Consider the following 26,474-nt stretch of genomic DNA (forward strand, 5'->3'; position numbering starts at 1 on the left):
GAAAGCCCCACGGTGAAGTAGGGGGAAAGGTTCATGGCGGACGCCCCTCAGCCTCAGGCGCCCCCGAGGCGAACCAGACGGCGGTTCTTCTGGCCGGGCGGCCTCTCCGCGCGTCTGCTGATCCTGACCATCCTGTTCGTGGCCTCGGCGGGCGCGCTCGTCCTGCCGCCGGCGCTGGCGGCCTTCGAGGAGCAGTGGCTGCTGGACCGGGTGCGCGCCGCCGAACTGGCCACCATCGCCCCTGACGTCGCCCCCGACCGGGTGGTGAGCGAGGCCCTGGCCGCCCAGCTGCTGGAGGGCGCCGGCGTCCAGCGGGTGGCGATCCAGACCGAGGGCATGCGCCGCCTGGTGCTGCAGGGACCCAAGCTGGAGCGCGCGCCCTATCTGGTGGACCTGCGCGACCAGGCGCCGGTCTCCTGGCTGTCGGCGCCCTTCCAGACCTTGATGGGCGGCGGCGAGGGCCGGATGGTGCGGGTGATCGCCGAGCCGCGCATCCGCAAGGCCGACTTCATCGAGATCGTCGCCCCCGACGCCGTGCTGAAGCGCGAGCTGACCCGGTATCTGTGGCAATTGCTGCTGGTGATGGCCTTCGTCTCACTGATGGCCGGCATCCTGGTCTATCTGTCCCTGGCCTTCTTCCTGGTGCGGCCGATGCAGCGGATCACCCATGCCATGGAGCGGTTCCGCGCCGATCCCGATGACCCCGCCTCGCACCTCGATCCCTCCGGCCGCCGCGACGAGATCGGCCGCGCCGAGGTGGAGCTGGATCTGATGCAGGCCGATCTGCGGGTGGCGCTCAATTCCCGCGCCCGGCTCGCGGCCCTGGGGGAGGCCGTGGCCAAGATCAACCACGACCTGCGCAACATGCTCACCAGCGCCCAGATCGCCTCGGAGCGGCTGGCGGCGTCGCGCGACCCCAAGGTGGCCCAGGCCCTGCCGCGCCTGGAGCGCGCCCTGGACCGAGCCGTGAAGCTGGCCACCGACGTCCTGGTCTATGGCAAGACCCAGGAGGCGGCCCCCGACATCGGCGCCCTGCCCTTCGCGCCGGCCCTGGAGATGGCCGCCGAGGAGGCCAGGCTCTCCGCCGATGGCGTGCGTCTGCAGGCCGAGATCGATCCCGCCGACCAGGTCACCGCCGACCCCGACCAGCTGCACCGCATCGTCGCCAACCTGCTGCGAAACGCCCGCGAGGCCATCGAGGCGCAGGACGGCCGCACGGCGCCGGGGGTGGTCACGGTGTCCCTGAGCCAGGTGGATGGGGCGACCCTGATCCGGTTTTCCGACAATGGGCCGGGGGTGTCGAAGCGCGCCCAGGATCGGATATTCCAGCCCTTCGCGGGGTCCAGCCGTCCCGGGGGCGCGGGGCTCGGCCTGGCGATCGCGCGCGAGCTGGCGCAGGGCCACGGCGGCGACCTGGTGTTGGCGCAGACCGGCGACCAGGGCTCGGTCTTCGAGCTGCGGTTACCGGGCGCGCCGCCGCGGCGGAAGGCCAAGCGGGTAAGGGCGAAGAGCTCCTAGTTCCCTCACCTCGCCTCTGATCGTCATGGCCGGGCTTGTCCCGGCCACCCATGACCTCCGTGGTTCAGCAAGCATCCCTGGTGTCGGCCGCGCGACCTGCGGCGATGCGGAGATCATGGGTCCCCGGGACAAGCCCGGGGATGACGATTGATGAGCTGTTGTCTCTAAGGCGCCTTCGCGATCCCCTCACGGCGGGGGTCGGCGGCGCCCACCAGGCCGGCAGGCGTCATGACGATGCCGTGCAGGCCGGAGTCTTCGCCGCCGCCGGTCCTGAGGACCACGCCCTTGGCGGCCAGACCCTCCACGACGCCGGCCGGGAACTTGGCGGGCTCGGAGGCGTAGCTGTCGCCCCGCGCGATCAGGTTGGGCAGGGCGATGGCCTGGTCGATGGGCAGCTTCCAGTCGATGAAGGCCACCAGGGCCTTGAGGTTGTAGGCCAGGATCGCCGAGCCGCCGGGGGAGCCGAGGGCGGCGACGAAGCGGCCTTGCTGATCCAGCACCACGGCCGGAGCCATGGACGAACGCGGACGCTTGCCGCCGGCCACGGCGTTGGCGGCGGGGACGCCGTCCTTCTCCTTGGGCGCGAAGGAGAAGTCGGTGAGCTGGTTATTGAGGAAGAAGCCGTTCACCATCCGGCCGTTGCCGAAGATGCTCTCCACCGTGGTGGTCATGGAGACCGCGTTCCCGGCCGCGTCGACGATGACCATGTGCGAGGTGCCGCCCGGCTCCACCGTGGCGTCGGGGGCGCGAACGCCGGCGCCCTTGGGCTTGCCGGGGGCGGGGGCGGGGCCGGCCCTGTCGGGGTTGATGAGGGCCGCGCGGCTGGCGTCATAGGCGCTGTCCAGCAAGCCCGCGGTCGGCACGTCCACGAAATCGGGGTCGCCCATGTAACGGTCGCGGTCGGCGTACATCAGCCGGCTGGCCTGGGAGAACAGGTACCAGCCCTGGGCGTCGTTGGGATGGGACGCGATGTCGGTGTGTTCCAGGATGCCCAGGGCCTCCAGCACGGCGGGGCCGCCTGAGGGGGCCGGCGGGGTGCAGACCACATAGATGCGGAACGGGCGGCAGGTGGCGGGCGTGACCTTGGGCTTGTAGCCTTTGAGATCGGCGAGGGTCATCGTGCTGGGCAGGTCGCCCTGGTGCAGGCGGGTGACGATGGCATCGGCCACCGGGCCTTCCAGCAGGGCCTTGGGGCCCTCGGCGGCGACCTTGCGCACGGTGGCGGCGTAGGCGGGGTTTTTCAGGGTGTCGCCCGCCTTCATGCGGGTCCCGTCGGGGTTGGTGAAATAGGCCACCGCGTCCGGGGCGCTGGCCTGGGGGAAGCGGCCGACGATCATGCCGGCCAGGCGCGGGCTGACCTTGAAGCCGTCGTCGGCCAGCTTCTCGGCGTCGCCGAACAGGCTGTTCCAGGCGAGCTTGCCGTGCTGCGACTGGGCCAGGGAGAGCATGGCGATAGCGCCGGGCACGCCGGAGGAGCGGCCGCTCATCAGGGCGGTGACGAAGGGCAGGGGCTTGCCGTCGGCGCCCAGGAACAGGGCGTCGGTGGCGGCGGCCGGCGCCGTCTCGCGGCCGTTATAGGCGGTCACCTTGCGGGTCTTGGCGTCGTAATAGGTCATGAAGGCGCCGCCGCCGAGACCCGAGCTCTGCGGCTCGACGAGGCCCAGCACGGCCTGGACGGCGACGGCGGCGTCCACCGCCGAACCGCCCCGCCGCAGCACGTTGACGCCCGCCTCCACCGCCAGCGGATTGGCCGCCGCCACCATGCCGGTTCCGACGCCGGGCGCGGGCGCCGAGGGGGCGGGCTTCAGGGAGGCGCAGGCGCTGGCCAGGGTGGCCAGCAGGACGATGCTCAGGCGCTTGAATTGCGACACGGATGGACCACGCGGAGATGAGGGGACTGAAATGCGAGAGGCGTCAGCATAGCGAGGCGCGCGTGGACAACAAACGCCAAGCCATGCTTCTGGTTCGATCATGAACCTAAAGCCCCCCGCCGCCCCTGGAACGCGCAACCTGATCACCGATGTGCCCGGCCTGATGGTGGGCCAGGCCCAGGACCTGAACCTGCGCACCGGGGTCACGGTAATCCTGCCCGACGACCGGGCGGTGGCGGCCTGCGACGTGCGTGGCGGCGGGCCGGGCACGCGGGAGACCGACGCGCTGGCGCCGGAGAACCTGGTGGAGGCCATCGACGCCATCGTCTTGTCGGGGGGCTCGGTCTACGGCCTGGCCGCCGCCGATGGGGTGGTCAGTTGGCTCGGGGCTCGGGGCCGGGGCTACGGCCTGGTGAACCGTCCAGGCGTGCCCAAGTCGCCGGTGGTTCCGGGCGCCATTCTTTACGACGTCGCCAACGGCGGCGACCGGGATTGGGGTGAGGACCCGCCCTATCGCCGGCTGGGCCGGGAGGCCGTCGAGGCCGCGGGCCTGGACTTCCAACTCGGGACCGCGGGCGCCGGGACCGGCGCCATGGCAGGCTCCCTGAAGGGCGGGACCGGCTCGGCCTCGATCCTCGCCGCCGACGGCATCGCGGTGGGGGCGGTGGTCTGCGTCAACAGCTTCGGCTCGGTGGTGTCGGGCGACAACAAATCCTTCTGGGCCGCGCCCTTCGAGATGGACGGTGAGTTCGGGGGCCAGGGCTCCGCGGGGCTGTCGGCCCAGCCTGACGTCTGGGGCCTGGCCAAGGCCGATCCCCAGGCGCGGATGAACACCACCATCGCCTGCGTCGCCACCGACGTGGTGCTGACGCCCGCCCAGGCCAAGCGGGTGGCGGTCATGGCCCAGGACGGCCTGGCCCGTTCGATCCGGCCCGTCCACGCCCCCTTCGACGGGGATGTGGTGTTCGCGCTCTCCACCGGCCGCCGGCCCCTGGAGGGGGGCGACTTCACCATCGCCCGCATCGGCGCCCTGGCCGCCGACTGCCTGGCCCGCGCCGTGGCCCGGGCGGTCTATGAGGCGACGCCCTGGCCGGGGTCGGATGTGCGCTGCTGGCGGGACCTCTGAGCACGGGCGGCGGCTTGCTGCGCCGCTCCGGAGATCGTATTCCCCGCGTCTGATCGGGCGGGAACGGCCCTTGCGAATGTGGGGCGGACCTTTGGCGTCGCGACTGGCGATCTATCATCCGTCGGGCCAGTTCAACCTGGTCAACAATCCGTTCGGCAAGGACGTGGCCAACCTGGAACTGTTCCGGGCGCTGTCGGCGCACGGCGGCTTCGACCAGGTCACCTTCCTTAGCCAGGCCAGCATCTCCGACGCCGATCTGCGCCAGGGCCTGCTGGGGGACGCCCCCGGCGGCACGGCCCTGACCAGCAACAGCCTGCTGGCCCAGGGGGTGGTCGCCCAGTCGGGCGTCATGCTACGCGGCACGCCGGCGCTGTCGGACATCTCCTGGCTGCGGCGGCGCGCCGTGGGCGACCGCGCCTACAGCCTGATGGGCCTGGTCCATACTCTGGCCCCTCCCGCCCTGCGGGCCGACATGGCGACAGCCGTCACCTCGCCGATCCAGCCCTGGGACGCCCTGATCTGCACCTCGCCCTCGGTACAGGACGCGCTCAACCAGATGTTCGACGCGTGGTCGGGCTTCCTCGCCGACCGCTTCGGCGGGGCGAAGAACCCCAAGCCCTACCTGCCGCTGATCCCGCTGGGCGTCGACCAGCCGGCCATCGCGGCGCGCGCCGACCGGCCGCAGGTCCGCGCCCAGGTCCGTGAGGAGCTGGCCATCGCCGAGGACGACATCCTGGTGCTGTGGCTGGGCCGGCTGTCGTTCTTCGAGAAGGCCGCGCCGCAGCCGATGTTCCGCGCCATCGAGGAGGCGGCCCAGGCCAGCGGCGTGAAGGTCCACTTCGCCATGGTCGGCTGGTTTCCCAATGGCGATCAGGACCGCGCCCGCTACCAGGCGGCGGCGCAGGCCTATGCGCCCTCGGTCACGGTCCACTTCCTGGACGGCAACGACCAGGCCCGGGTGGGATCGTTCTGGGCCGGCTCGGACATCTTCATCTCGCTGGTGGACAACATCCAGGAGACCTTCGGCATCACCCCGGTGGAGGCCATGGCCGCGGGCCTGCCGGTGGTGGTCAGCGACTGGGACGGCTACCGCTATACGGTGCAGGACGGCGAGCAGGGGTTCCTGATCCCGACCCTGGGCGGCGCCCCCGGCGGCGTCGGGGTCGGGGCCGCCGAGCGGCATGTCCTGGGCCTGGAGTCCTACCAGCTCTATGTCGGCGGCCTGGCCCAGCACACGGCGGTGCATGTGGGCCGTGCGGCCGCCGCCATCGCCGCCCTGATCGCCTCGCCCGACCTGCGCCGCAGGATGGGGGAGGCCGGCCGCAGGCGCGTGTGCGAGGTGTTCGACTGGCCGGTGGTGGCCCGCCAGTACGCCGCCCTGGCCGACGAACTGACCGCGATCCGGCAGGCCTCGCCGCCCGACACCACCCAGGGCCGGTTCAACCCGGTGAAGGGCGATCCCAACCGTGACTTCGCGGGCTTCCCCACCGACGTTCAGAGCATCGACACCCTGCTGCGGGTGCGGCCCGGGGTGAGCCAGGCCGACATCGACCGGGCCCAAGGCCTGGACCTCGACCGCTTCGCCAGCAACTGGCGCTGCACGGCCCAGGAATGCGGCGCGGTGCTGACGGCGCTCGGCGCCGAGACCCGCTCGGTGAAGGACGTCCTGCTGACCTTCCCGGTGGAGCGCCGCCGGGCGGTTCAGATGGGCCTGATGTGGATGTGCAAGCTGGGGATGCTGGACTGGCTGTAGAGGCCGGCCCCTAGGGGTTGATCTTGCGCGTGTAGAGCTGGCCGATGGGGGCGCCCATGAAGATGTTCATCTTGCGCTGGAAGATGTTCATGAAGGCGTCGATGGCGGGCTTGGGCATCTTCAGCACGTCCTGCGTACCTGGCCGGTCCATGGACCACAGATAGTCGTCGAAGATCATGATCCCGCCGACCTTCAGCACCTGGAACGACATCACCGCGTCGATCAGCACGTCGGGCGCCTGGTGCGACCCGTCGACATAGACGAGGTCGAAATACTCGGTCTTGCCCTCGGCGATCAGCTTGGCCAGAGCCAGGTTGGAATACATCTTCATCCGGGTGATCTCGGCCTTGTGCGGCGTCTTACCCTGGGCGATCTCGATATTGGCGTTGAAGCGGCGCTCGACGTCCGGCATCGAGGTCTCGATCTGGCCGCCCTTCTGGTGTTCGATCCCGCCGTCCCAGGTGTCGATGCAGGTGATCTCGACATCGCCTTGCGCCGCGACCGTGCAGTGCTCGATCATCCAGACGGTGGAGCGTCCCTCGAAGGAGCCGATTTCCAGGATCCTGCGCGGCTTGTTCTTGTCGATGATCTGACGCCAGGTCGGGACGTTGCCGGAAAACCAGTCCCGGGAAAATTCGTAGGGGACGATGGCGGGCGCCTCGGCGGTGTCGGTCATGCGGATCGCCTCATGAGCGGGCTCTGGGCCCACCTCTTGTTTGAGCGTCCCTTGTGTTTGTTCTCCCAGGGCGCGTCAAGTTGACCGGAGCGATAGCCTGAGCCGCGAAAGGTGCGAGATCGTGGTTGAATCACGCCCGGCGAACCGCTAGATACCCGCCCTTCGCCGAAAGGCGATGTGCGCGCCCGTAGCTCAGCTGGATAGAGCATCAGACTACGAATCTGAGGGTCGGACGTTCGAATCGTTCCGGGCGCGCCAAATTCTTCTCCCTGACAGCCCAGGCTCCCGCACCCCGCGTTCTTGCGCGCTCGGCGGTTCACGCCGAAGGTCAGCCTTGGCAAAGGGGGGAACGCCATGCGCATCCATGAAACCAGGCTGGCGGGCCTCTGCGGCCTGGTCTTGATGAGCGCCTGCTCGCCGCGGGCCCCGGCGGCCAAGCCCGCCCCGGCCCCCGTCGCCGAGGCGATGCCAGTCTCGGCCCTGAAGTCGGCGCCGGAATTCGCCGCCTGCGCATGGCAGGAGGTGAAGGGCGGCAAGCTGGCCCTGCAGGCCTTCGCCTGTGGTCCCGAGCAGGGCGGCGTGCATATCGAGGCCGACGACGGTCTGCCGGGCTTCCAGCTGGTCTATGCCGGTCCGCCGGCGGAGCGCCGCCCGGTGATCCGCACCTTCGCCAAGGCGGCCGATGCGCCGCTGGAAGCGATCCTGCCGGGGGTTCGCGCGGCCTCGCCCGGCGCGCAGACGGCCACCTGCGCCTTCGCCCCGGCCCAGGGTTATGACGACAAGGACAAGGGCCGTTACGTGCTGCAGCCGACCGGGGCGGCCAAGACCGCCTGGGAGGCCAGCGAGGCTCGCGGCGAGCCGCAGGAAGCGCCCTGCGGGCCGCTGGGGGTCTCGGTGGTGGGCGACCGCTATTTCAAGGTGATGCCCGGCCATCCTGACATCGTGGTCTATGCCGACATGGGCAGCGAGATTCAGATCTTCGACCCCGAGACCCTGAGGGTTATCGCGCCCTAGGACCTATTGCGGCAGACGGGTGGTCATCGGAACCTCTGGATCGATCGACGGCGGGCTGGCCGCGGTCGGCGCGGGGGGCGGAGGCGCGGTCACGATCGCCGGCGCGGCCAGGAGCGGGGGCGTGATCGGCGCGGGGGTCTCCGCCACGGGGGCGACGCGCCGGGGCTGCGGCGCGGGCGCGGCCCTGACCGTTCGCACGGCGGCGGCAGGCGGCGGGTCGGCGACCGGCTGGCCGGCTGCTGCTGCTGGGACCGCTGCCTGGGGGAGCACCGGCGCGACGGGCGTCACGGTCGCGGGGGCCTCGACCGGCGCGGGCGGCGCGGGCGGGTGGCGGAACAGCAATAGGCCTCCAACCACGAGGGCGGCGATCAAGACCCCCACGCCAGCCACCGGCGGGAAGGGCAGGCCGCCGACGCGGGCGGTCGGTGCGGCGCTCGTGCGGGCGAGCACCGAGTCGCTCACCAGGGTCGGATCCGGCGGCTCGGCGAGCGGCGCGGGCTCGATCTCCGCCGGCGCCGGCTTGATCTCCGCCGCGGCGGGCGAGCTGGGCTGGGGCGTGACGGCGGGCCGCGGACCGGCCTGCGGGACCAGGCCGCCGGTCAGGATGTTGCGAGGCGCGGCGGCCGGCGCCGGGACGCGTATCTGGTTCGACGGCGGGGTCGGCCGCTTGATCGGCGTGTTGACGCCAAAGGTGGTCGGCGGCTGCAGGCCCCATGCGCCACGGGGCGTACCGAACGGGTTGTCATCCTGGCCGGGCGGCATCTCATCTCCCTGGGGTCCCCCGACCTGAAGGTCAGGTGCCCCGCGACTTGGACGGTTCTATGACGGCCGGGGCGCAAACAGCCGCCGGAACCGCTCCACCACCACCGGCGACAAGGCCGCCACCACGCCGCCGGCGTCGGCCACCCAGTTGCGGATCGCCACCTCCAAGCTCGCGCCCCGCGCATACTGGGTCACGGCCAGGATCAGGCCAAACAGCAGGTAGCCGAGGGCGATCCTGCGGATATGGGTGCGCGGCATGGCGGCCAGGCCGGCGCAGGCCGCGACGTAGAAGGCCGCGAAGTGCTCCAGATAGTGGGAGTGCAGCAGCCTGGGCGTCAGCCAGCCCGGCGCGATCGAGGCCAGGAAGATGGCCAGCAGGGTCAGGCCGAAGCCCAGCCGCGCGAGGACCGCCAGCAAGCCGGTGTCAGGGTAGGTCGTCGCCGGCGTCTCGGTCACTCGGCGGCGACTTTCACGCCGGCGGGCATGCGGGAGCGGTGATAGGGCCGATCGCCCAGGACGGTGGCGCGGTTCATGATCCGGCGGTGGGGCAGGTAGTCGTTGACCGCGTAGTGCTGGGTCACCCGGTTGTCCCAGAAGGCGATGGCGTTGTCCTTCCAGCGCCAGCGGACCAGGAACTCCGGCTTCTGGATGTGCTCGAACAGCATGTTCAGGATGGCGTCGCTCTCCTTGCGGCGCAGGCCCTTGATGCGGTCGGTGAAGCCATAGTTGATGAACAGGCCGTCTTGGCCCGTCTCCGGATGGGTGCGCACCACCGGGTGCAGGACGGGCGGATTGGCGGCCAGCGCCTTGGCGTGCTTCTCGGCGCCGGCGCCCGCCGCCACGATGCCCTGCTGCGGGAAGCCGCGGGCGAAGTCGTGCACCGCGTCCAGCCCTGACAGGAATTCCCGGAAGGTGGGCGACAGGGCCTCATAGGCCGCCTTCATGTTCGACCAGATGGTGTCCCCGCCGCTGGGGGGCAGGTGCTTTGCGTAGAGGATCGAGGCCATGGGCGGGGTCTCGATGAAGGTTACGTCGGTGTGCCAGCTGTCGTTGTCGGTGGGGTTGTCCTTGTGGTTGTCCAGGATGAACAGCTCCGGGGCCTCGGGCACGCCGGGATAGAGCGGGTGGGTATGGAGCGCACCAAATCGCGCGGCGAAGTCGCGATGTTGAACGGGCGTGATGTGCTGGTCCTCGAAGAAGATCACCTGGTGGGCCAGCAGGGCCGCGCGGACCTCTTCCAACTGCCCGTTGTCCAGCCGTTGGGAGAGGTCGATGCCCTCAACGACGGCGCCGATGGTGGGGGTGAGCGGTGTCACCTGGAACTTGGCCATGCTGGGTCTCTCCCTTATCCCTTATCTAAGCCCGCCTTGGCCCCGCTTGCCAGGGTCGGTGAGGGGGAATCATGGCAGTTTGCCGCCATGTCCAGTCCCCCCGGCCTTCCCGAGTTCGATCTGCCGATGATCTTCGCCGACAAGGTGGCGGGCCTGGGCTTTCAATCGGGCGTCTTCCGGGTGGCCCTGGCGGCCAATGTGTCCAACACCGCCGGCGTCACCGAGGTGGTGAAGTCCGGGTTCCTGATCCTCAGCCCCGAGGGCATGCTGGAGCTGCGCAGCCAGGTCGATCAGCTGCTGGGCGAGCTGGAACGGCGCGGGTTGATGAACCTCAAGCCCGACAAGCTGGACGGCTAGAAGGCCTTATCGTCCAAGGACTTGCGCCGCATGCGACAAAGTGTCCGCCACGCTTAAGGCTGATCTTAAGTCGCATACCCGACCCTGAGCCCATGACGCCTGCCGTTAGAGCGGGTTCACGTGGGGCTACCGATGACCGTGACGACGATGGGGGCGCGCCGACGCCTCACGCTCCTGGGCCTTGGCCTGGGTGCGGCTCTCCTCAGCCAGCCGGCCGCCGCCCAGGACAGCGCCTGGACGCTCGCGGCCACCTATACCGCCGATGTCGCGGGCCCGGTGTCGGGCGGCGCGTCCCAGGCCGGCAAGGTCCTCGACAACCTGCTGATCGAGGCCGACCTCGACCTGGACAAGGCGCTCGGCTGGACCGGCGCCACCGCCCACGTCTCGCTGCTGAACAACTCAGGCGGCGCCCCCAACGACATCGCCGGGACCCTGCAGGGGATCGACAACATCGAGGTCACCCGGCCCCGCGCCAAGGTCTATGAAGCCTGGGTGCAGCAGGACGTCGGCAAGGCGTCGGTGCGCGCCGGCCTCTATGACCTGAACAGCGAATTCTACACCACCGACGCGGCGGGTCTGCTGATCTCGCCGGCCTTCGGCATCGGGTCGGAGCTGGCGGCCACCGGCCCCAACGGCCCCTCGATCTTCCCGTCGACGGCGCTGGCGCTGCGGGTCCGGCTCGTCCCGAGCGACGCCACCTATGTCCAGGCCGCGGTGCTCAACGCCCATGCCGGGGTGATCGGCGACCCCGATGGCGTGGACACAGCCTTCGATGACGGCGGCCTGTTGATCGCCGAGGCCGGCTGGACCGGGCGCGGCAAGGTGGCGGTGGGCGCCTGGGGCTATACGAAGAAGCAGGAGGACATCCTCGACCTCGACGCCGCGGGCGATCCCGTGCAGCGCACGGCGACCGGCGTCTATCTGCTGGTGGAGCAGCCGCTGAACGGCGCGCAGGGTGATGTCCGCGCGGTGGCGGGCTTCCTGCGCCTGGGCGTCTCGGACGGCGACACCACGCCCTTCAAGGGCGGCGGCCAGGCAGGCCTGCTGATGACCCAGGTGTTCGCGGGCCGCCCGGACTCGGCGCTGTCCCTTGGGGTCGCCTATGGCGGGCTCTCCGACAAGTTCCAGCAGACCCTGACCGCCGGCGGCGTTTCGGCGGAATCCTCCGAGTCGACGATCGAGCTGACCTATGCCGACAAGGTGGCCCCGCGCCTGACCCTGCAGCCCAGCGTCCAGTACGTGATCCATCCCGGCGGCGACCGCGACGCCGACCCGGCCCTCGTCCTCGCGCTTCGCGTGTCCATCGATTTGTAACCACTTCCCGTTAACCAGGATTCCGACTCACCGGCGCGCGGCCGGCCGGCCAAGGACCGACTTGATGAGCTTCATTTCCAATCTGCGCATTTCCGCCAAGGTGATGGTGATCGTCGCCATGCTGCTCAGCCTGACGGCCGGCATGACCGCGTTTGCGGTGATCAAGGCCGACGAGATGGCCGCCGCCACCAATCATCTGGTGGCCGATCCGGTGAAGGGCAACTCGCTCGCCGCCCGCGTGGACAGCGCCTTCACCCGCATGCACCAGCTGGCCTACGAGAGCGTGGTGGAGACCGACGACGCCAAGCTGCCGGAGCTGCAGAAGGCGTTCGACGGCCAGGTCGCCGAGGTGCGCGCCGCGATCAAGGAGATGAAGCCGCTGATCGAGGGCGAGCATGTCGCCCCCTACAAGGTGCTGACCGACAGCATCGACGCCTATGTGGCCCTGGATAAAGAACTGGCCGACCAACGCGCCATCCACCTGCTGTTTGACTGCGAGAGCACCCTGCAGGACAAGATGAAGCCTGTCTTCGACCGGGCCGACGCCGCTGTCGGTTTACTTACCAAGCAGCAGCAGGCCGACATCGACCAGTCGGCCCTCGACGCGGCCAAGGATAGCCAGGCGGTGTTCTGGTGGCTGATCGGCGCCGGCGGTACGGGCGCCCTGCTGCTGGGGGCGCTGGCCGTCTACATCTCGCGCAAGGAAATCGCCGGGCCCATCGCCGGCATGACCAGCGCCATGGAGAAGCTCGCCTCTGGCGACCTCTCCACCCATGTCTCGGGCAAGGAACGTAAGGACGAGATCGGCGCCATGGCGCGCGCCGTCCAGGTGTTCAAGGAAAACGGCCTGGCGCTGACCACCGCCGAGGCCGAGAAGGTCCGCATGGAGGCCCAGAGCGCGCAGGAACGCCAGCGCGCCGAGGCTGAACGCGCCGCGCTCGCCGCCGAACAGGCCCATGTGGTGGACTCGGTGGCCGAGGGCCTGTCGCGGCTGTCTGACGGCGATCTTCTGCACCGCCTGCCCGATGATTTCCCGGTCGCCTATGTGAAGCTGAAGGACGACTTCAACCGCGCCATGAGCGGCCTGGAGGAGGCCATGCTGGTGATCGCCGGCAATGCGTCCAGCATGCAGAATGGCGCGGGCGAGATCTCGGGCGCCGCCGACGACCTGTCGCGCCGCACCGAACAACAGGCCGCCAGCCTGGAAGAGACCGCCGCCGCCCTCGACGAGATCACCGTCACGGTGAAGAAGTCGGCCGCCGGCGCCGAACAGGCCAATGACGTGGTCAACGCCGCCCGCGGCGACGCCGAACGCTCGGGCGTGGTGGTCAACCAGGCCGTCGAGGCCATGGGCGAGATCGCCTCGTCCTCCAAGCAGATCAGCCAGATCATCGGCGTCATCGACGAGATCGCCTTCCAGACCAACCTGTTGGCCCTGAACGCCGGGGTCGAGGCCGCCCGCGCGGGCGACGCCGGCCGTGGCTTCGCCGTGGTCGCCTCGGAAGTCCGGGCGCTCGCCCAACGCTCGGCCGAAGCCGCCAAGGAGATCAAGACCCTGATCGCGGCCTCCACCCGTCAGGTGGAGAGCGGCGTGCGGCTGGTGGGCGAAACAGGCACGGCGCTCGCCGGCATCGTCAACAAGGTCAGCGAGATCTCCGGCCTGGTCTCGGAGATCGCCGCCTCGTCCCAGGAACAGGCCACCGGCCTCAACCAGGTCAACGCCGCGGTCAACCAGATGGACCAGGTGACCCAGCAGAACGCGGCCATGGTGGAGCAGTCCACCGCCGCCAGCCACAGCCTGTCACAGGAAGCCCAGGAGCTGAACCGCCTGGTGGCCCGCTTCAAGACCAGCGGCGCCCAGGCCGCGCCCCAGGCCGCCCGTCGTCAAGCGCCGGCCGCGGCCCACGCCCCGCGTCCGCAGATGCGCGCCACCTCCCAGGTGGCCCAGCGCCCGGCCGACGACAGCTGGGAAGAATTCTGACCCACCCCATTCGACCCGCAGCGTTCCTCCTCCGCGGTTCGTCAGTAAGGCCCTCCCCCTCCCCAGGGGGGAGGGTTTTTCTTTGAGGTGTCAGTCCTTGCCCACCAGCTTGGTCACTTCCGCCACCTGGTCCGGCGTCAGCTTCCAGTCGCCGGCCTTGGCGTTGGCGACGATCTGGTCGATCTTGGTGGCGCCGGCGATCACCGAGCTCACCACCGGGTGGCCGAGGATCCAGGCGAAGGCCAGCTCCAGGATCGTGTGGCCATTGTCCCGCGCCCAGGCGTCCAGCTTGTCGATCTGGTCGAAGTTCTTGTCGTTGAGGGCCGCCGCGCCGCGCGGTCCCCAGGCGGCCAGACGGGTGCCCTCGGGCGGCGCCTCGCCACGGCTGTACTTGCCGCTCAGCAGGCCGGACGCCAGGGGGAAGAAGGGCAGGAAGCCCAGGCCGAACTGCTCGCAGGCCGGCAGCACCTCGCGCTCCACATTGCGCTCCAGCAGGCTGTAGTTGTTCTGCGCCGAGACGAAGCGCTCCAGGCCTTGGGTCTTGGAGATCCAGTCGGCGTCAGCGATCTGCCAGCCGGAGAAGTTGGAGTTGCCCAGATAGAGAACCTTGCCGTCGCGGACCAGGTCGTCCAGCGCCCGCAGGGTCTCCTCGATCGGGGTCTCCGGATCGGGGCGGTGCATCTGGTAGAGATCGATGCGGTCGGTGCTCAGGCGCTTGAGGCTGGCCTCGACGGCGCTGACCACATAGCGGCGCGATCCGCCGGCGTTCTCGCCCATGGCGAACTTGGTGGCCACCACGGCCTTGTCGCGCTTGCCCTTCAGGGCCGCGCCCAGGAATTCCTCGGACTTCGTGCCGCCATAGACGTCGGCGGTGTCGAACAAGGTGATGCCGTTATCCAGGGCCGCGTCGACCACGGTCTGGGTCTCTTCCGCGCTGATCCGCATCCCGAAATTGTTGCAGCCCAGGCCGATGGCGCTGACCTTCAGGCCGCTGGTTCCCAATCGCCGCTGTTCCATGTCGCCGCTCCCAATGCATTTGGTTTGAATGCGGGGACCATAGGACGCTGAGGCTGGCGAAGGCTACCTTCTCCTCTCCCACAAGTGGGAGAGGAGGGGATGCTCCTCAGGCGCAGCTGACGATATCGAGTTGCTCGGCGTCGGCCTCGTCCAGCACGGTCTGGATGGCGATCAGCAGGCGCTCCAGCTCCAGGGGCTTGGGGACCAGGATGTCCATGCCGGCGGCGGTGTACTCCGCCGCGTGGTGGGCCATGGCGTTGGCGGTGAGCGCGATGATCGGGGTGCGGCGATGGCCCTCGGCCCGTTCCCACTCGCGGATCAGGCGGGTGGCGGTGGGGCCGTCCATCACCGGCATCTGCACGTCCATCAGGATGGCGTCCCAGTCGCCGGTGGCGGCGGCTGCGACAGCCAGCTCACCGTTATCCACACAGGTGACCTCGACGCCCACCTGGGCCAGCAGGGTGCGCAGCACCAGCTGGTTCATGGGATTGTCCTCGGCCGCCAGGATGCGCAGGGCCGAGCCGTCGCGTAGGGGCGGGGCCTCGAAGGCCTCGTCTCGCACCACCTGGCCGTCGGCGTCGCCGAGCCGGGTCAGGGGCAGGCGCACGGTGAACACCGAGCCCTGGCCCTCGACGCTGGCGGCCTTGATGTCGCCGCCCATCAGGGTGGCCAGTTCGCGGCAGATGGCCAGGCCCAGGCCCGTTCCGCCAAACCGCCGGGTCGTGGAGGTGTCCTCCTGGACGAACTTCTGGAACAGGGCGCCGACCCGGTCGGCGGCGATGCCGGGGCCGGTGTCGGTGACCTTGAACACCAGGTGCGGATCGGCGACGGAAACATCGACCGTCACCTCGCCCCGGTCGGTGAACTTCACGGCGTTGGAGACGAGGTTGTAGACGATCTGGCGCACCCGGGTCGGATCGCCGGCCCAGAGGCCGCGCGCCTCGGGGGCGATGGTGACGGCGAAACTGACGTCCTTTTCGGTGGCGAGCGTGGTGAAGGTGGCGTGCGCCCCCTGGACCAACTGCTCGACGTCGAGGGTCGAGTCCTCCAGCTCCAGCCGGCCGGCCTCGATGCGCGACAGGTCCAGCAGGTCGTTCAGCAGGGCCAGCAGGGTCTCGCCGGCCTGACGGATCACCGTCAGACGCTCGCGCTGGATGTCCGGCAGCTCGTCGCGGGCCATGGCCTGGGCCATGCCCAGGACCCCGTTCAACGGCGTGCGAATCTCGTGGCTCATGGTGGCCAGGAAGGCCGACTTGGCGTCGTTGGCGGCGTTGGCGTCGTCGCGGGCCCGCTCAAGGGTCACGTTCAGCTCACGCAGCTGACTCTCGGACTCCTTCAGGTCCTGGATGGACTGGGTGATCACCACGCAGCGCACCGGGCCTTCGCCAGCGAAGCGCGCCGCGGTCATCCGGAACCACTCGCCGCTGATCGCCTGATAGGCGCGAATGAAGGACTTGGTCTTGCCGTCGAGGATGCTGCGCAAGCCCCTTTCCAGGGCCTTGCCGTGGTTGCCGGGCAGCCGCGACACCACGTCAAAGAGGTTGCGGCCCATGGGATAGACGATGCTGTCGACCATCTCGGCGCCCCGGGAGCGGAAGGCCTGGTTGGCGGCCACGATGGCGCCGGTCTCGTCGATGACGGTGAGCATGGCCGCCACCCCGTCGATGACCCCGCGGCCGAAACGCTCTGATTCCAGCAGCTCGGCGTGGGCCTGGCGCTGGGCGGTGATGTCCTGCATGGCGCCATGGATGGCCACGCACTTGCCGTCCACCATCTCCGGCTCGCCGACGATCCGGAACCACAGGTCTCCGCCGTGCGGCGTGATCATGGGACTCTCGAATTCGATCCGCCCGCCGGTGTCCATGGCCTGGCGAATATAGGCGCGGACGCGGTCGCGCTCGCTCTCGGGATAGATGGCCAGTGTGGCGGCGTGGGTCTCGACGCGGTCGGGCCGGGCCAGCATCTCCTGGACCTCGCGGCTCCAGCGAACGACATTGGCGCTCAGGTCCACCTCCCAGCCCCCCAGTCGCGCCAGGTGGCCGGCCGAGCGCAACGAGGTCGAGGTGGCCTTCAGCCGGGCCTCGAGCTGCTTGGCGGAGGTGACCTCGGTCTGGACCGAGACGAAGCCGTCGTGGGCGCCGGCGCCGTCGTAGGTGGGCCGGACATCCAGGTCGATCCAGAACTGGCGGCCGTCCTTGGCCTGCAGCTGGACCTCGAGGCGATAGCCCTCGCCGGCGGCGATGTGGGCGCGCATCCGGGCCATGGTCTCGGGATCGGTCTGAGGCGACCCGAGCACGGCGCAGGGGGTCTGACCGAGGCAGTCTTCCAGGGTGTAGCCGCTGATGGCCGAAAAGCCCTCATTGACCCACTCCACGCGGCCGGCGACGTCGAGCAGGATCGTGCCGCTGGAGGTCGCCCGGGCGATCCGCGCCAGACGGCTGTCGAGATCGGACCCGGTACGCGACGCCACGCCCTCAGCCCCCACAAAGTGAATCTTCCCCATACTTAACTCTGTTACGCGGGGAATGAACAAAGGGGAAAGCCGGCGCGAGAATTCGCCGCAGGCCGGCGGTTCAGTGTCCGCCCGAGGCGCCCTTGGACATGGCGAACTCCTCCTCCGGCGACAGCACCAGCCTGTGGCGGCCGACCACGGCGAAATAGGCGATCCCGATGGCGAACCAGATGGCCACCCCCAGCACGCCGGTCCGATAGATCGGGTCCTTCAGCTGGTAGACGATGGTGACCAGCGCGATGATCACCGTCAGGCCTGCACCGGCCATGCCGAGCGGGCTCTTGTAGGGCCGGGGCAGGTCGGGGAACTTGCGGCGCAGCAGGATGAAGCTCAGCCCCTGCATCACGTAGGAGAACATGGCGCCGAACACCGCCATGTTGAGCAGGGCCCCGCCGATCACCGCCGCGCCCTTCTCGGCCCCCAGGCCGAACCAGACCGCCAGCATCACCGCCAGGCCCACCAGGCCGCCGATGGCGAGCGCCAGGCCGGGCGTCTTGCGGGCCGCGTTGGTCACCGACAGGGCGCGGGGGAAGTAGCCGGCCCGCGACAGGGAATAGATCTGCCGGCCATAGGCGAAGATGATGGCGTGGAAGCTGGCCACCAGGCCCGCCACCGCCACCGCCGACAGCGCCTTGGCCAGGCCGCCGCCGTACAGGACCGCAAACCCGTCCAGGATCGGCTGGCCCGACTTGGAGAGGTCGGCGGTCCCCGGCGGGATGGATGAGTTCAGCCACAGCACCAGCAGGGCCGAGGCGATCAGGGTGAAGATGCCGGCCAGGATGCCCTTGGGCAGGTCGCGCTGCGGGGTATGGGATTCCTCGGCCGCCAGCGGCAACTGCTCGATGGCCAGGAACAGCCAGACGGCGAAGGGCAGTTGGGCGAGCGCCCCGCCGATCCCGGCCGGCAGGAAGGGCCCATGTCCTTCGGGCAGCACGGTCCCGCCTGGGCCCACGTTCATCGCGTATTTCAGGAAGTCGGCCTGCGGAAAGGCGCTGACCCAGAACACCGCCAGGCTGGCCAGGGCCAGCAGGGTCACCACCACCGTCACCTGGAAGGACAGCGCCACGCCCGCGGCGTTGATCCCCACAAACAGGATATAGGCCCCGATCCAGTAGAGCGGCTGGAACTCCGGCGGCGTCTCGAAGATCGCCGAAAGATAAGTCCCGATGAAGAAGCAGACCACGGCGGCGGTCAGCACGTACTCCACGTTCTCGCACAGGCCGGTGATGAACCCGCCCCAAGGCCCCATGGCCGCGCGCGCGAAGGAATAGGCGCCGCCGGTGTGGGGCTGGGCTGCCGCCATCTCGGCGATGGAGTAGGTGAGGCCAAGGTACATGGCGGTGATGATGGCCGTCGCCACCAGCATGCCGCCCCAGCCGCCGGTCCCCATGCCCAGGTTCCAGCCGGAGAACTGGCCGGAGATCACCGCGCCGACGCCCAGCGCCCACAGCGAGAACACCCCGGCATAGCGCTTCAGGCCACGCTTCTCGAAATACTCCGCGCCTACGGTCTCGTAGGTGACGCCGGTTTCTTCCGCCATGACCGTCCTCCGGTTGAAGTCTCAGAGGATGCGCGCCCTACGCCCCGCTGCAACGGTGAAGGTTAACGCAAGGCCCGGCGCGGCCGTCTGGCCCGGTTTGACGGCGCCCGGCGGTCAAGCCGGCGGCAGTTGGTCGTGGGTTTGCGTGGTCAGGCTGACCAGGTCGCTCTCATCTTTCAGGGCGACGCCAGTCAGGCCCAGCCGCCTCGCCTCGGCGATATGCCAGGCCAGCTTGAAGGCGGCCTCGTCATAGGAGAGGCCTTGGGGACGGATATTGGAGATGCAGTTGCGCTCGGCGTCGGTGCGGCCGACGCGCGGCCCGTGGGTCAGATAGACCCCCAGGCTATCGGGGCTCGACAGCCCCGGACGCTCGCCCACCAGCAGGGCCACCATGGCCGCCCCCAGGGCCTCGCCGATCTCGTCGCCGAGCGCGACGCGCCCCTGGGTCGCGATCACCACGGGGCCGAGGCTCCAGCCGGCGCGGTCGAGATAGGGCTGCAGGGCTTGGGTCAGCGGGACGGCATGGGCGTGGACGGCGGCGCTGGACAGCCCGTCGGCAACCACAAGCACCAGGTCGGCGTCCCGGGGCTCGGCGCGGTCCAGGACTTCGCGGCTCGCGCTCGACAGCCGCCGCCCGAGGTCCGGCCGCCGCAGATAGGTCGCCCGGTCCGGCGCAGCGCTGGCCACCTGGAGGGTGGCGTGGCCCAGCGCCGCCAGGCCGCGCGCGACGCCCTCACTATCGAAGGGCGCATGCACGGCGTCGCGCGCCTGGGCGTGGGCGAGCGACAGGGCCAGCACCTCCCGGGTCGGCAGGGCCGGGCCGGCGCGGCCCAGCGCGATCCGCGCCGCCGTCAGGCCGGTGAGGTGGGTCCAGGGATCGCGGGCTGGCGGTTCGGCCATCAGGCGCCGGTCAGCAGGGGATGGCTCGCCGTGCGCGGCAGCAGCCGTCCGTCGCCGCCGGTGATCTTCAGCCCTTCCAGCCAGGCCTCGAACTCCGGCGCCCGTTTCAGGCCCAGCAGCTCGCGGATGTAGAGGGCGTCATGAAAGGAGGTGGACTGGTAGTTCAGCATCACGTCGTCGCCCCCCGGCACCCCCATGACGAAGGTCACACCGGCCGTGGCCAGCAGGGTCAGCAGGGTGTCGATGTCGTCCTGATCGGCCTGGGCATGGTTGGTGTAGCAGACGTCGCAGCCCAGGGGCGCGCCCATCAGCTTGCCGCAGAAGTGGTCCTCCAGCCCCGCTCGGATGATCTGCTTGCCGTCATAGAGGTATTCCGGCCCGATGAAGCCGACGACCGTATTGACCAGCAGCGGATTGAAGGCGCGCGCGACCGCATAGGCCCGGGCCTCCAGGGTCTGCTGGTCGACGCCGTGGTGGGCGCCCGCCGACAGGGCCGAGCCCTGGCCGGTCTCGAAGTACATGACGTTGTCGCCCACCGTGCCGCGCTTCAGCGACAGGGCCGCCTCCCGGCCCTCTTTCAGCAGGGCGAGGTTCACCCCGAAACTGGCGTTGGCGGCCTGCGTGCCCGCCACCGACTGGAACACCAGGTCCACCGGCGCCCCGCGCTCGATCAGTTCGATGGAGGTGGTGACGTGGGCCAGGACGCAGGCCTGGGTGGGGATCGAAAACCGCGTGATCAGCCCGTCCAGCAGCCGCAGCAGTTCACCGGTGGCCGCCAGGCTGTCCGACGCCGGATTGATCCCGATCACCGCGTCGCCGCAGCCGTACATCAGGCCGTCCAGCACGCTGGCGGTGATCCCCGCCGGATCGTCGGTGGGATGGTTGGGCTGCAGGCGGACGGCGAGCGTGCCGGGCAGGCCGATGGTGTTGCGGAACCGCGTCGTCACCCGGCACTTTGACGCCACCAGGATCAGGTCCTGATTGCGCATCAGCTTGCTCACCGCCGCCGCCATCTCCGGGGTGATCCCGGCCGCCAGGCGGGCCAGCACGGCGGGGGTGGTGGTCTCGGCCAGCAGGAAGTCGCGGAACTCGCCGACGGTCAGGGACGCGATGGGCGCGAAGGCGTCCGCGTCATGGCTGTCGCAGATCAGCCGGGTGACCTCGTCGGTCTCATAGGGGATCAGGGGCTGGTCCAGCAGGGTCTTCAGGGCCACGTCGGCCAGGGCCAGCTTGGCCGCCACGTTCTCCTGCGCGCACGACGCCGCCAGTCCGGCCAGTGCGTCCCCCGACCGCAGCGGCGAGGCTTTGGCCAGCAGGTCCTTCAGGTCCGGAAAGGTCCAGCTGGTCGTGCCCACGACCTGTCGATAACCCATGGCGCGCCCCATTCAGGCGGCGATCATGGCGCCTTCGCCCGCAGCTCCCAACCCCCGCTCATCCCGGCGAAGGCCGGGACCCAGGTGAAGCCCACTTTGATTTCAGGACGCGCTCAATTGAGCAGCGAAACATCACCGCGCCTCAGATGAATCTGGGTCCCGGCCGTCGCCGGGATGAGCGGATCTTTACAGGGCCCGCGCCAGCCGCAGCGCTTCGGCGTTCTCGGCGCGGGCGCGGCGGTCGTTGATGACGACGTCGGCGTCGAGGGAGTCATCGTAGGAAATCTCGTCGTCGAACGGCGAGATGATGGCGTCGGGCAGGTCCATTTCGTTCGGCATCGGACGCTTCTCCAAGGTTAGCGCTCGCCTGTCGCGGGAGTCGTAGGATGCCGTTCATCTCCCGTTAATGAAAGCGTCACCGTTCGCTTTTGACGGACTCTCACGCACTGTTGACCCGCGCCGATCCGCCGCACCGCGCGGCCACTTTCAGTGATCATCGATCAGAAAGCGTATTGGCGTAGGCGCGGAACGGTATTTAGATGAATTCAACGCCGCGTCGGGGACGGCGAGGACGCTTCCGCAAGCAGGGACGCGTCTTCGCAACCGCGAGAGTAGAGCGTCGCGGGAAGGAATTTGTTTTGCAGCGCACCATTACCGAGGGGCCTGACTACTTTCATAAAGTTGTCGATTGCCAGTGGGCCTGTCCGGCCCACACGCCAGTTCCCGAATACATTCGCTTGATCGCCGACGGCCGCTACTCAGACGCCTACATGGTCAATTGGCGGTCCAACGTCTTCCCTGGGATCCTGGGCCGCACCTGCGACCGCCCCTGCGAGCCGGCCTGCCGCCGTGGCCGGGTCGAGGACGAGCCGGTCGCCATCTGCCGGCTGAAGCGGGTCGCCGCCGACAACAAGTCCGACATCACCGCCTTCCTGCCGCAGATCCCCATGCAGCAGAACGGCAAGACCGTGGCCCTGGTGGGCGCGGGACCCGCCGCCCTGACGGTGGCCCGTGACCTGGCGCCGCTCGGCTATCACGTCGTGGTCTTTGACGGCGACGCCAAGGCCGGCGGCATGATCCGCCGCCAGATCCCCCGCTTCCGTCTGCCTGAGGAAGTCATCGACGAGGAGGTCTGCTACATCACCGGCCTGGGCATCGACATGCGCCTGGGCCAGCGGATCGACAGCCTCAAGGCGCTGCTGGAGGACGAGACCTACGACGCGGTCTTCGTCGGCACCGGCGCGCCGCGCGGCCGCGACCTCGACCTGCCCGGCCGCAAGGAGGCCGCGGCCAATATCCATATCGGCATCGACTGGCTCTCCAGCGTCGCCTTCGAGCATGTCGACCGCATCGGCAGGCGGGTCATCGTCCTGGGCGGCGGCAACACCGCCATGGACTGCTGCCGCACCTCGCGCCGGCTCGGAGGCGAGGACGTCAAGGTCATCGTCCGTTCCGGCTTCGACGAGATGAAGGCCTCCCCCTGGGAGAAGGAAGACGCGCTGCACGAGGACATCCCGATCCTCAACTTCCTGGTGCCCAAGGAATTCACCCACGTGGGCGGCAAGCTCACCGGGGTGATCTTCGAGAAGGTCGTGGCCCAGTTCGACGAGCGCGGCCGCCGCAAGCTGGTCGCCTCGGGCGAGCCCGACCAGCACTTCGAATGCGACGACGTCCTGGTGGCGGTGGGCCAGGAGAACGCCTTCCCCTGGATCGAGCGCGACCTTGGCGTCGACTTCGATGAGTGGGGCATGCCCAAGGTCGACGAGGTCACCTTCCAGTCCACCCTGCCCAAGGTGTTCTTCGGCGGCGACTCCGCCTTCGGGCCCAAGAACATCATCTGGGCCGTGGCCCAGGGCCACGATGCGGCGATCTCCATCGACAAGTTCTGCCAGGATCAGGACGTTCATGACCGGCCGCCGCCCGGCACCTCGATGGTCAGCCAGAAGATGGGCATCCACGAGTGGAGCTACGACAACGACATCTCCAACGACCTGCGCCACCGCGTGCCGCTGCGGGGCAAGGACGAATCCCTGAAGAACGTGAAGCTGGAGGTGGAGCTGGGCTTTGACCTGCAGCTTGGCCTGGCCGAGGCCCAGCGCTGCCTGAACTGCGACGTCCAGACGGTGTTCGCCGAGCCGATCTGCATCGAGTGCGACGCCTGCGTCGACATCTGCCCGGTGGACGCCATCACCTTCACCGCCAATGGCGACGAGGACGACCTGCGCCTGCGGCTCAGCGCCCCGGCGCTCAACCTGACCCAGGACCTCTACGTCTCGGGCGACCTGAAGACCGGCCGGGTGATGGTCAAGGACGAGGATGTCTGCCTGCACTGCGGGCTGTGCGCCGAGCGCTGTCCCACCGGCGCCTGGGACATGCAGCAGTTCACCCTTGAGATGACCCACGCGGGGGAAAAGCCATGCGCCCGCTAGAGGCCGTCAACGACTTCGTCGTCAAGTTCGCCAACGTCAACGGCTCGGGCTCGGCCAGCGCCAACGCCATGTTCGCCAAGTCCTTCCTGCGGATGGGCGTGCCGGTGGCGGCCCGCAACATCTTCCCCTCCAACATCCAGGGCCTGCCCACCTGGTACGAGGTCCGCGTCACCGAGGCCGGCCACCAGGGCCGCCGCGGCGGGGTCGACATGATGGTGGCCATGAACCCCCAGACCTGGGACCGCGATCTCGCCGAGATCGAGCCCGGCGGCTACCTGTTCTACGACTCCACCAAGCCCCTGCCGCCGTCGAAATTCCGCGAGGACATCACCGTCGTCGGCGTGCCGCTCACCCGGATGTGCAACGAGGCCTATTCGGTCCCGCGCGAACGCCAGCTGTTCAAGAACACCATCTATGTCGGGGCGCTCGCCGCCCTGCTGGACATCGAGATCGGCGTCATCGAGCAGCTGCTGGCCGAGCAGTTCGCCGGCAAGGAGCGGCTGATTTCGGCCAATGTCGCGGCCCTGCACATGGGCGCCGACTATGTGAAGGCCAACCTGGCGCCCCTGGGCCTGCGCGCGCGCCGCGCCGACAAGGTGGGCGACCGGATCTATGTCGAGGGCAACATGGCGGCAGGGTTAGGCGCCGTCTATGGCGGGGCCACGGTCTGCGCCTGGTATCCCATCACGCCGTCCACCTCGCTGGCCGAGGCCTTCACCGAATTCTGCGGCGACTACCGCACCGATCCGAAGACCGGCAAGGCCCGCTACGCCATCGTCCAGGCCGAGGACGAGATCGCCTCCATCGGCATGGTGGTGGGCGCCGGCTGGAACGGCGCGCGCGCCTTCACCGCCACCTCGGGTCCGGGCATCTCGCTGATGCAGGAGTTCGTGGGCCTGTCCTACTTCGCCGAAATTCCGGCGGTGATCTTCGACGTCCAGCGCGGCGGCCCGTCGACCGGCATGCCCACCCGCACCCAGCAGTCCGATATCCTCTCGGCGGCCTATGCCAGCCACGGCGACACCAAGCACGTCATGCTGTTGCCGCAGGATCCGGGCGAATGCTTCGAGATGGGGGCCCTGGCCTTCGACCTGTCGGACCGCCTGCAGACCACCATCTTCGTCATGCTCGACCTCGACATCGGCATGAACGAGTGGCTCACCGAACCCTTCGCCTGGGACGACAGCCGCAAGCTCGATCGCGGCAAGGTCATGACCCATGACGAGCTGGAGGCCGGCCGCGACTTCGGCCGCTATCTCGACGTCGACGGCGACGGCATTCCGTTCCGCACCTATCCGGGCACCCACCCCACCAAGGGCGGCTATTTCACCCGCGGCACCTCGCGCAACCCCTATGCCCGCTACAGCGAGGAGGGCAGCGTCTATGTCGACAATGTCCAGCGCCTGTTGCGCAAGTTCGAGACCGCCAAGGGCCTGGTCCCGGCCCCGGTCCGCCGCAATGCCGCCAAGCCCACCCGCACCGGCGTGATCTATTACGGCTCCACGGGCGCGGCCATGGACGAGGCCCTGCAGGTGATGGCCGCCAATGGCCGCCACGTCGACGCGATGCGGGTCCGCGGCTTCCCCTTCGCCGACGAGGTGTTCGCCTTCATCGCCGCCCATGACGAGGTCTTCGTGGTGGAGCAGAACCGCGACGGCCAGCTGCGCACCCTGATCATGAACGAGGGCGGGGTCGACCCGGCCAAGCTCACCGCTGTGCTGCACTATGACGGCACGCCCATCACCGCCCGCTTCATCGCCGGAGAGATCGGCGGTGCGCTCAGCCCCGCCGCGCCGACGCCGGAACGCCGCCAGGTTCCGGAGGCCGCCGAATGACCTACATCACCAAGCCCCAGCTGCATCACCCCAGGCTGCTGGAGAATGCGCTCGGCAAGACGCGGCGCGACTACGAAGGCTCGGTCTCCACCCTCTGCGCCGGTTGCGGCCACGACTCGATCTCGGCGGCCATCATCCAGGCGGCCTACGAACTGGACCTGCCGCCGCACCGGGTGGCCAAGCTGTCGGGCATCGGCTGCTCGTCCAAGACCCCGGACTATTTCCTCGGCGCCTCCCACGGCTTCAACACCGTGCACGGCCGCATGCCCTCGGTGCTCACCGGCGCCAACCTGGCCAACCGCGACCTGATCTATCTGGGGGTCTCCGGCGACGGGGACTCTGCCTCCATCGGCTTTGGCCAGTTCGCCCACGCCATCCGGCGCGGGGTGAACATGACCTATATCGTCGAGAACAACGGGGTCTATGGCCTGACCAAGGGCCAGTTCTCCGCCACCTCCGACAAGGGGTCGAAGTCCAAGAAGGGCGTGGTCAACCACGACAGCGCCATCGACCTGGTGAGCGTCGCCCTGCAGCTGGGCGCCACCTTCGTCGCCCGCTCCTTCTCCGGCGACAAGGCCCAGCTGGTGCCCCTGATCAAGGCCGCGCTCAGCCACCAGGGCTCGGCCTTCATCGACTGCATCAGCCCCTGCATCCAGTTCAACAACCACGCGGGCTCCACCAAGAGCTTCGACTATGTCCGCGATCACAACGAGGCGGTGAACACCCTGGATTTCGTCGTGCCGCGCGAGGCGATCCACGTGGACTACGAGCCCGGCACCAACACCATGGTCACCCAGCACGACGGCTCGGTCCTCAACCTGCACAAGCTGGCCGAGCACTACGATCCCACCGATCGCATCTCGGCCATGGCCTACCTCGCCAGCCGCCAGGCCCAGGGCGAGGTGGTCACCGGCCTGCTCTATGTCGACCCCAAGGCGCAGGACCTGCATGAAGGCCTGGAGACGGTGGAGACCCCGCTGAATCAGCTCACCGACGCCGAACTGATCCCGGGGTCGAAGGTGCTGGAACGGCTGAACGCCTCACTGCGGTAAGACCCTAGGCGTCGCCTCCGGCGCCGCCCCCTCACCCTACCCTCTCCCCATGAATGGGGAGAGGAGATCTAGCTCGGCATCGCAGCATCACCTCCTCTCCCCCTCTGCGGGGG

At 69.2% G+C, this 26,474-nt stretch carries 21 protein-coding genes and 1 tRNA gene; 11 read left to right on the top strand and 11 right to left on the bottom strand.

What is annotated here, in order from left to right; genetic code table 11:
* The first annotated feature begins 33 nt into the window (after positions 1 to 33).
* Complete coding sequence (locus JKL49_RS20050; RefSeq protein ID WP_215343203.1) at positions 34 to 1,518, top strand: sensor histidine kinase; 1,485 nt, start codon at positions 34 to 36, stop codon at positions 1,516 to 1,518.
* A gap of 164 nt (positions 1,519 to 1,682) precedes the next feature.
* Here the strand turns inward: JKL49_RS20050 and JKL49_RS20055 are convergent, their stop codons facing one another.
* Complete coding sequence (locus JKL49_RS20055; RefSeq protein WP_347340430.1) at positions 1,683 to 3,389, bottom strand: gamma-glutamyltransferase family protein; 1,707 nt, start codon at positions 3,387 to 3,389, stop codon at positions 1,683 to 1,685.
* Between the two features lie 100 nt (positions 3,390 to 3,489).
* On the opposite strand from JKL49_RS20055, the gene JKL49_RS20060 reads away from it, so the two are divergent.
* Complete coding sequence (locus JKL49_RS20060) at positions 3,490 to 4,515, top strand: P1 family peptidase (RefSeq protein WP_215343205.1); 1,026 nt, start codon at positions 3,490 to 3,492, stop codon at positions 4,513 to 4,515.
* Positions 4,516 to 4,606: 91 nt separating this feature from the next.
* Positions 4,607 to 6,268: a glycosyltransferase family 4 protein gene (locus JKL49_RS20065; RefSeq protein WP_215343206.1), complete on the top strand. Its 1,662-nt coding sequence runs from the start codon at positions 4,607 to 4,609 to the stop codon at positions 6,266 to 6,268.
* Between the two features lie 10 nt (positions 6,269 to 6,278).
* Here the strand turns inward: JKL49_RS20065 and JKL49_RS20070 are convergent, their stop codons facing one another.
* Positions 6,279 to 6,944 carry a class I SAM-dependent methyltransferase gene (locus tag JKL49_RS20070; protein WP_215343207.1) on the bottom strand — a complete coding sequence of 222 codons (666 nt, stop codon included), beginning with the start codon at positions 6,942 to 6,944 and terminating at the stop codon, positions 6,279 to 6,281.
* A 181-nt stretch (positions 6,945 to 7,125) separates the two neighbouring features.
* Here JKL49_RS20070 and JKL49_RS20075 point away from each other — a divergent pair.
* Both JKL49_RS20075 and JKL49_RS20080 read left to right on the top strand, forming a co-directional pair.
* Positions 7,126 to 7,202, top strand: a tRNA-Arg gene (locus JKL49_RS20075).
* A gap of 96 nt (positions 7,203 to 7,298) precedes the next feature.
* Positions 7,299 to 7,958, top strand: coding sequence for a hypothetical protein (locus JKL49_RS20080; protein WP_215343208.1), 660 nt, complete (start codon positions 7,299 to 7,301; stop codon positions 7,956 to 7,958).
* A gap of 3 nt (positions 7,959 to 7,961) precedes the next feature.
* On the opposite strand, the gene JKL49_RS20085 is transcribed toward JKL49_RS20080, so the two are convergent.
* Genes JKL49_RS20085 through tauD form a run of 3 tightly spaced genes read right to left on the bottom strand, consistent with a single transcriptional unit; the run spans position 7,962 to position 10,051 of the window.
* On the bottom strand, positions 7,962 to 8,720 hold the full coding sequence (locus JKL49_RS20085; protein ID WP_215343209.1) for a hypothetical protein: 759 nt from the start codon (positions 8,718 to 8,720) through the stop codon (positions 7,962 to 7,964).
* 57 nt (positions 8,721 to 8,777) lie between these two features.
* Positions 8,778 to 9,176: a hypothetical protein gene (locus JKL49_RS20090; protein WP_215343210.1), complete on the bottom strand. Its 399-nt coding sequence runs from the start codon at positions 9,174 to 9,176 to the stop codon at positions 8,778 to 8,780.
* On the bottom strand, positions 9,173 to 10,051 hold the full coding sequence (gene tauD, locus JKL49_RS20095) for a taurine dioxygenase (protein WP_215343211.1): 879 nt from the start codon (positions 10,049 to 10,051) through the stop codon (positions 9,173 to 9,175). Before tauD ends, JKL49_RS20090 begins: the two co-directional genes overlap by 4 nt.
* An 87-nt stretch (positions 10,052 to 10,138) precedes the next feature.
* On the opposite strand from tauD, the gene JKL49_RS20100 reads away from it, so the two are divergent.
* The 3 genes from JKL49_RS20100 to JKL49_RS20110 all read left to right on the top strand — a co-directional run bounded on the left by JKL49_RS20100 (position 10,139) and on the right by JKL49_RS20110 (position 13,703).
* Positions 10,139 to 10,408 carry a hypothetical protein gene (locus JKL49_RS20100; RefSeq protein ID WP_215343212.1) on the top strand — a complete coding sequence of 90 codons (270 nt, stop codon included), beginning with the start codon at positions 10,139 to 10,141 and terminating at the stop codon, positions 10,406 to 10,408.
* A gap of 132 nt (positions 10,409 to 10,540) precedes the next feature.
* A complete protein-coding gene (locus tag JKL49_RS20105) occupies positions 10,541 to 11,722 on the top strand; it encodes a carbohydrate porin (RefSeq protein ID WP_249778357.1) in 1,182 nt (393 codons plus the stop codon).
* Between the two features lie 64 nt (positions 11,723 to 11,786).
* Positions 11,787 to 13,703, top strand: a complete 1,917-nt coding sequence (locus tag JKL49_RS20110) for a methyl-accepting chemotaxis protein (RefSeq protein WP_249778358.1) — start codon at positions 11,787 to 11,789, stop codon at positions 13,701 to 13,703.
* A gap of 90 nt (positions 13,704 to 13,793) precedes the next feature.
* Here JKL49_RS20110 and JKL49_RS20115 read toward each other — a convergent pair whose 3' ends face one another.
* The 6 genes from JKL49_RS20115 to JKL49_RS20140 all read right to left on the bottom strand — a co-directional run bounded on the left by JKL49_RS20115 (position 13,794) and on the right by JKL49_RS20140 (position 21,384).
* Positions 13,794 to 14,720 carry an aldo/keto reductase gene (locus JKL49_RS20115; RefSeq protein WP_215343213.1) on the bottom strand — a complete coding sequence of 309 codons (927 nt, stop codon included), beginning with the start codon at positions 14,718 to 14,720 and terminating at the stop codon, positions 13,794 to 13,796.
* Positions 14,721 to 14,826: 106 nt separating this feature from the next.
* Positions 14,827 to 17,190: a PAS domain-containing hybrid sensor histidine kinase/response regulator gene (locus JKL49_RS20120; RefSeq protein ID WP_215343214.1), complete on the bottom strand. Its 2,364-nt coding sequence runs from the start codon at positions 17,188 to 17,190 to the stop codon at positions 14,827 to 14,829.
* 103 nt (positions 17,191 to 17,293) lie between these two features.
* Positions 17,294 to 18,772, bottom strand: a complete 1,479-nt coding sequence (locus JKL49_RS20125) for an amino acid permease (RefSeq protein ID WP_215343215.1) — start codon at positions 18,770 to 18,772, stop codon at positions 17,294 to 17,296.
* A gap of 114 nt (positions 18,773 to 18,886) precedes the next feature.
* Entirely contained in the window at positions 18,887 to 19,672 is a 786-nt protein-coding gene (gene eutC / locus JKL49_RS20130) for an ethanolamine ammonia-lyase subunit EutC (RefSeq protein WP_215343216.1), read from the bottom strand.
* Positions 19,672 to 21,045 (bottom strand): ethanolamine ammonia-lyase subunit EutB, encoded by a 1,374-nt coding sequence (locus tag JKL49_RS20135; protein WP_215343217.1) that lies wholly within the window; start codon positions 21,043 to 21,045, stop codon positions 19,672 to 19,674. Before JKL49_RS20135 ends, eutC begins: the two co-directional genes overlap by 1 nt.
* Before the next feature lie 186 nt (positions 21,046 to 21,231).
* Positions 21,232 to 21,384 (bottom strand): hypothetical protein, encoded by a 153-nt coding sequence (locus JKL49_RS20140; RefSeq protein WP_215343218.1) that lies wholly within the window; start codon positions 21,382 to 21,384, stop codon positions 21,232 to 21,234.
* A 299-nt stretch (positions 21,385 to 21,683) separates the two neighbouring features.
* On the opposite strand from JKL49_RS20140, the gene JKL49_RS20145 reads away from it, so the two are divergent.
* Genes JKL49_RS20145 through JKL49_RS20155 form a run of 3 tightly spaced genes read left to right on the top strand, consistent with a single transcriptional unit; the run spans position 21,684 to position 26,361 of the window.
* Complete coding sequence (locus JKL49_RS20145) at positions 21,684 to 23,474, top strand: FAD-dependent oxidoreductase (RefSeq protein WP_215343219.1); 1,791 nt, start codon at positions 21,684 to 21,686, stop codon at positions 23,472 to 23,474.
* Positions 23,462 to 25,309, top strand: coding sequence for a 2-oxoacid:acceptor oxidoreductase subunit alpha (locus tag JKL49_RS20150; RefSeq protein WP_215343220.1), 1,848 nt, complete (start codon positions 23,462 to 23,464; stop codon positions 25,307 to 25,309). The genes JKL49_RS20145 and JKL49_RS20150 overlap by 13 nt, the downstream gene beginning before the upstream one ends.
* Entirely contained in the window at positions 25,306 to 26,361 is a 1,056-nt protein-coding gene (locus tag JKL49_RS20155) for a 2-oxoacid:ferredoxin oxidoreductase subunit beta (RefSeq protein WP_215343221.1), read from the top strand. The genes JKL49_RS20150 and JKL49_RS20155 overlap by 4 nt, the downstream gene beginning before the upstream one ends.
* The last annotated feature ends 113 nt before the right edge of the window (positions 26,362 to 26,474 follow it).

It is taken from the genome of Phenylobacterium glaciei, assembly GCF_016772415.1.
GTDB classification, from domain to species: domain Bacteria; phylum Pseudomonadota; class Alphaproteobacteria; order Caulobacterales; family Caulobacteraceae; genus Phenylobacterium; species Phenylobacterium glaciei.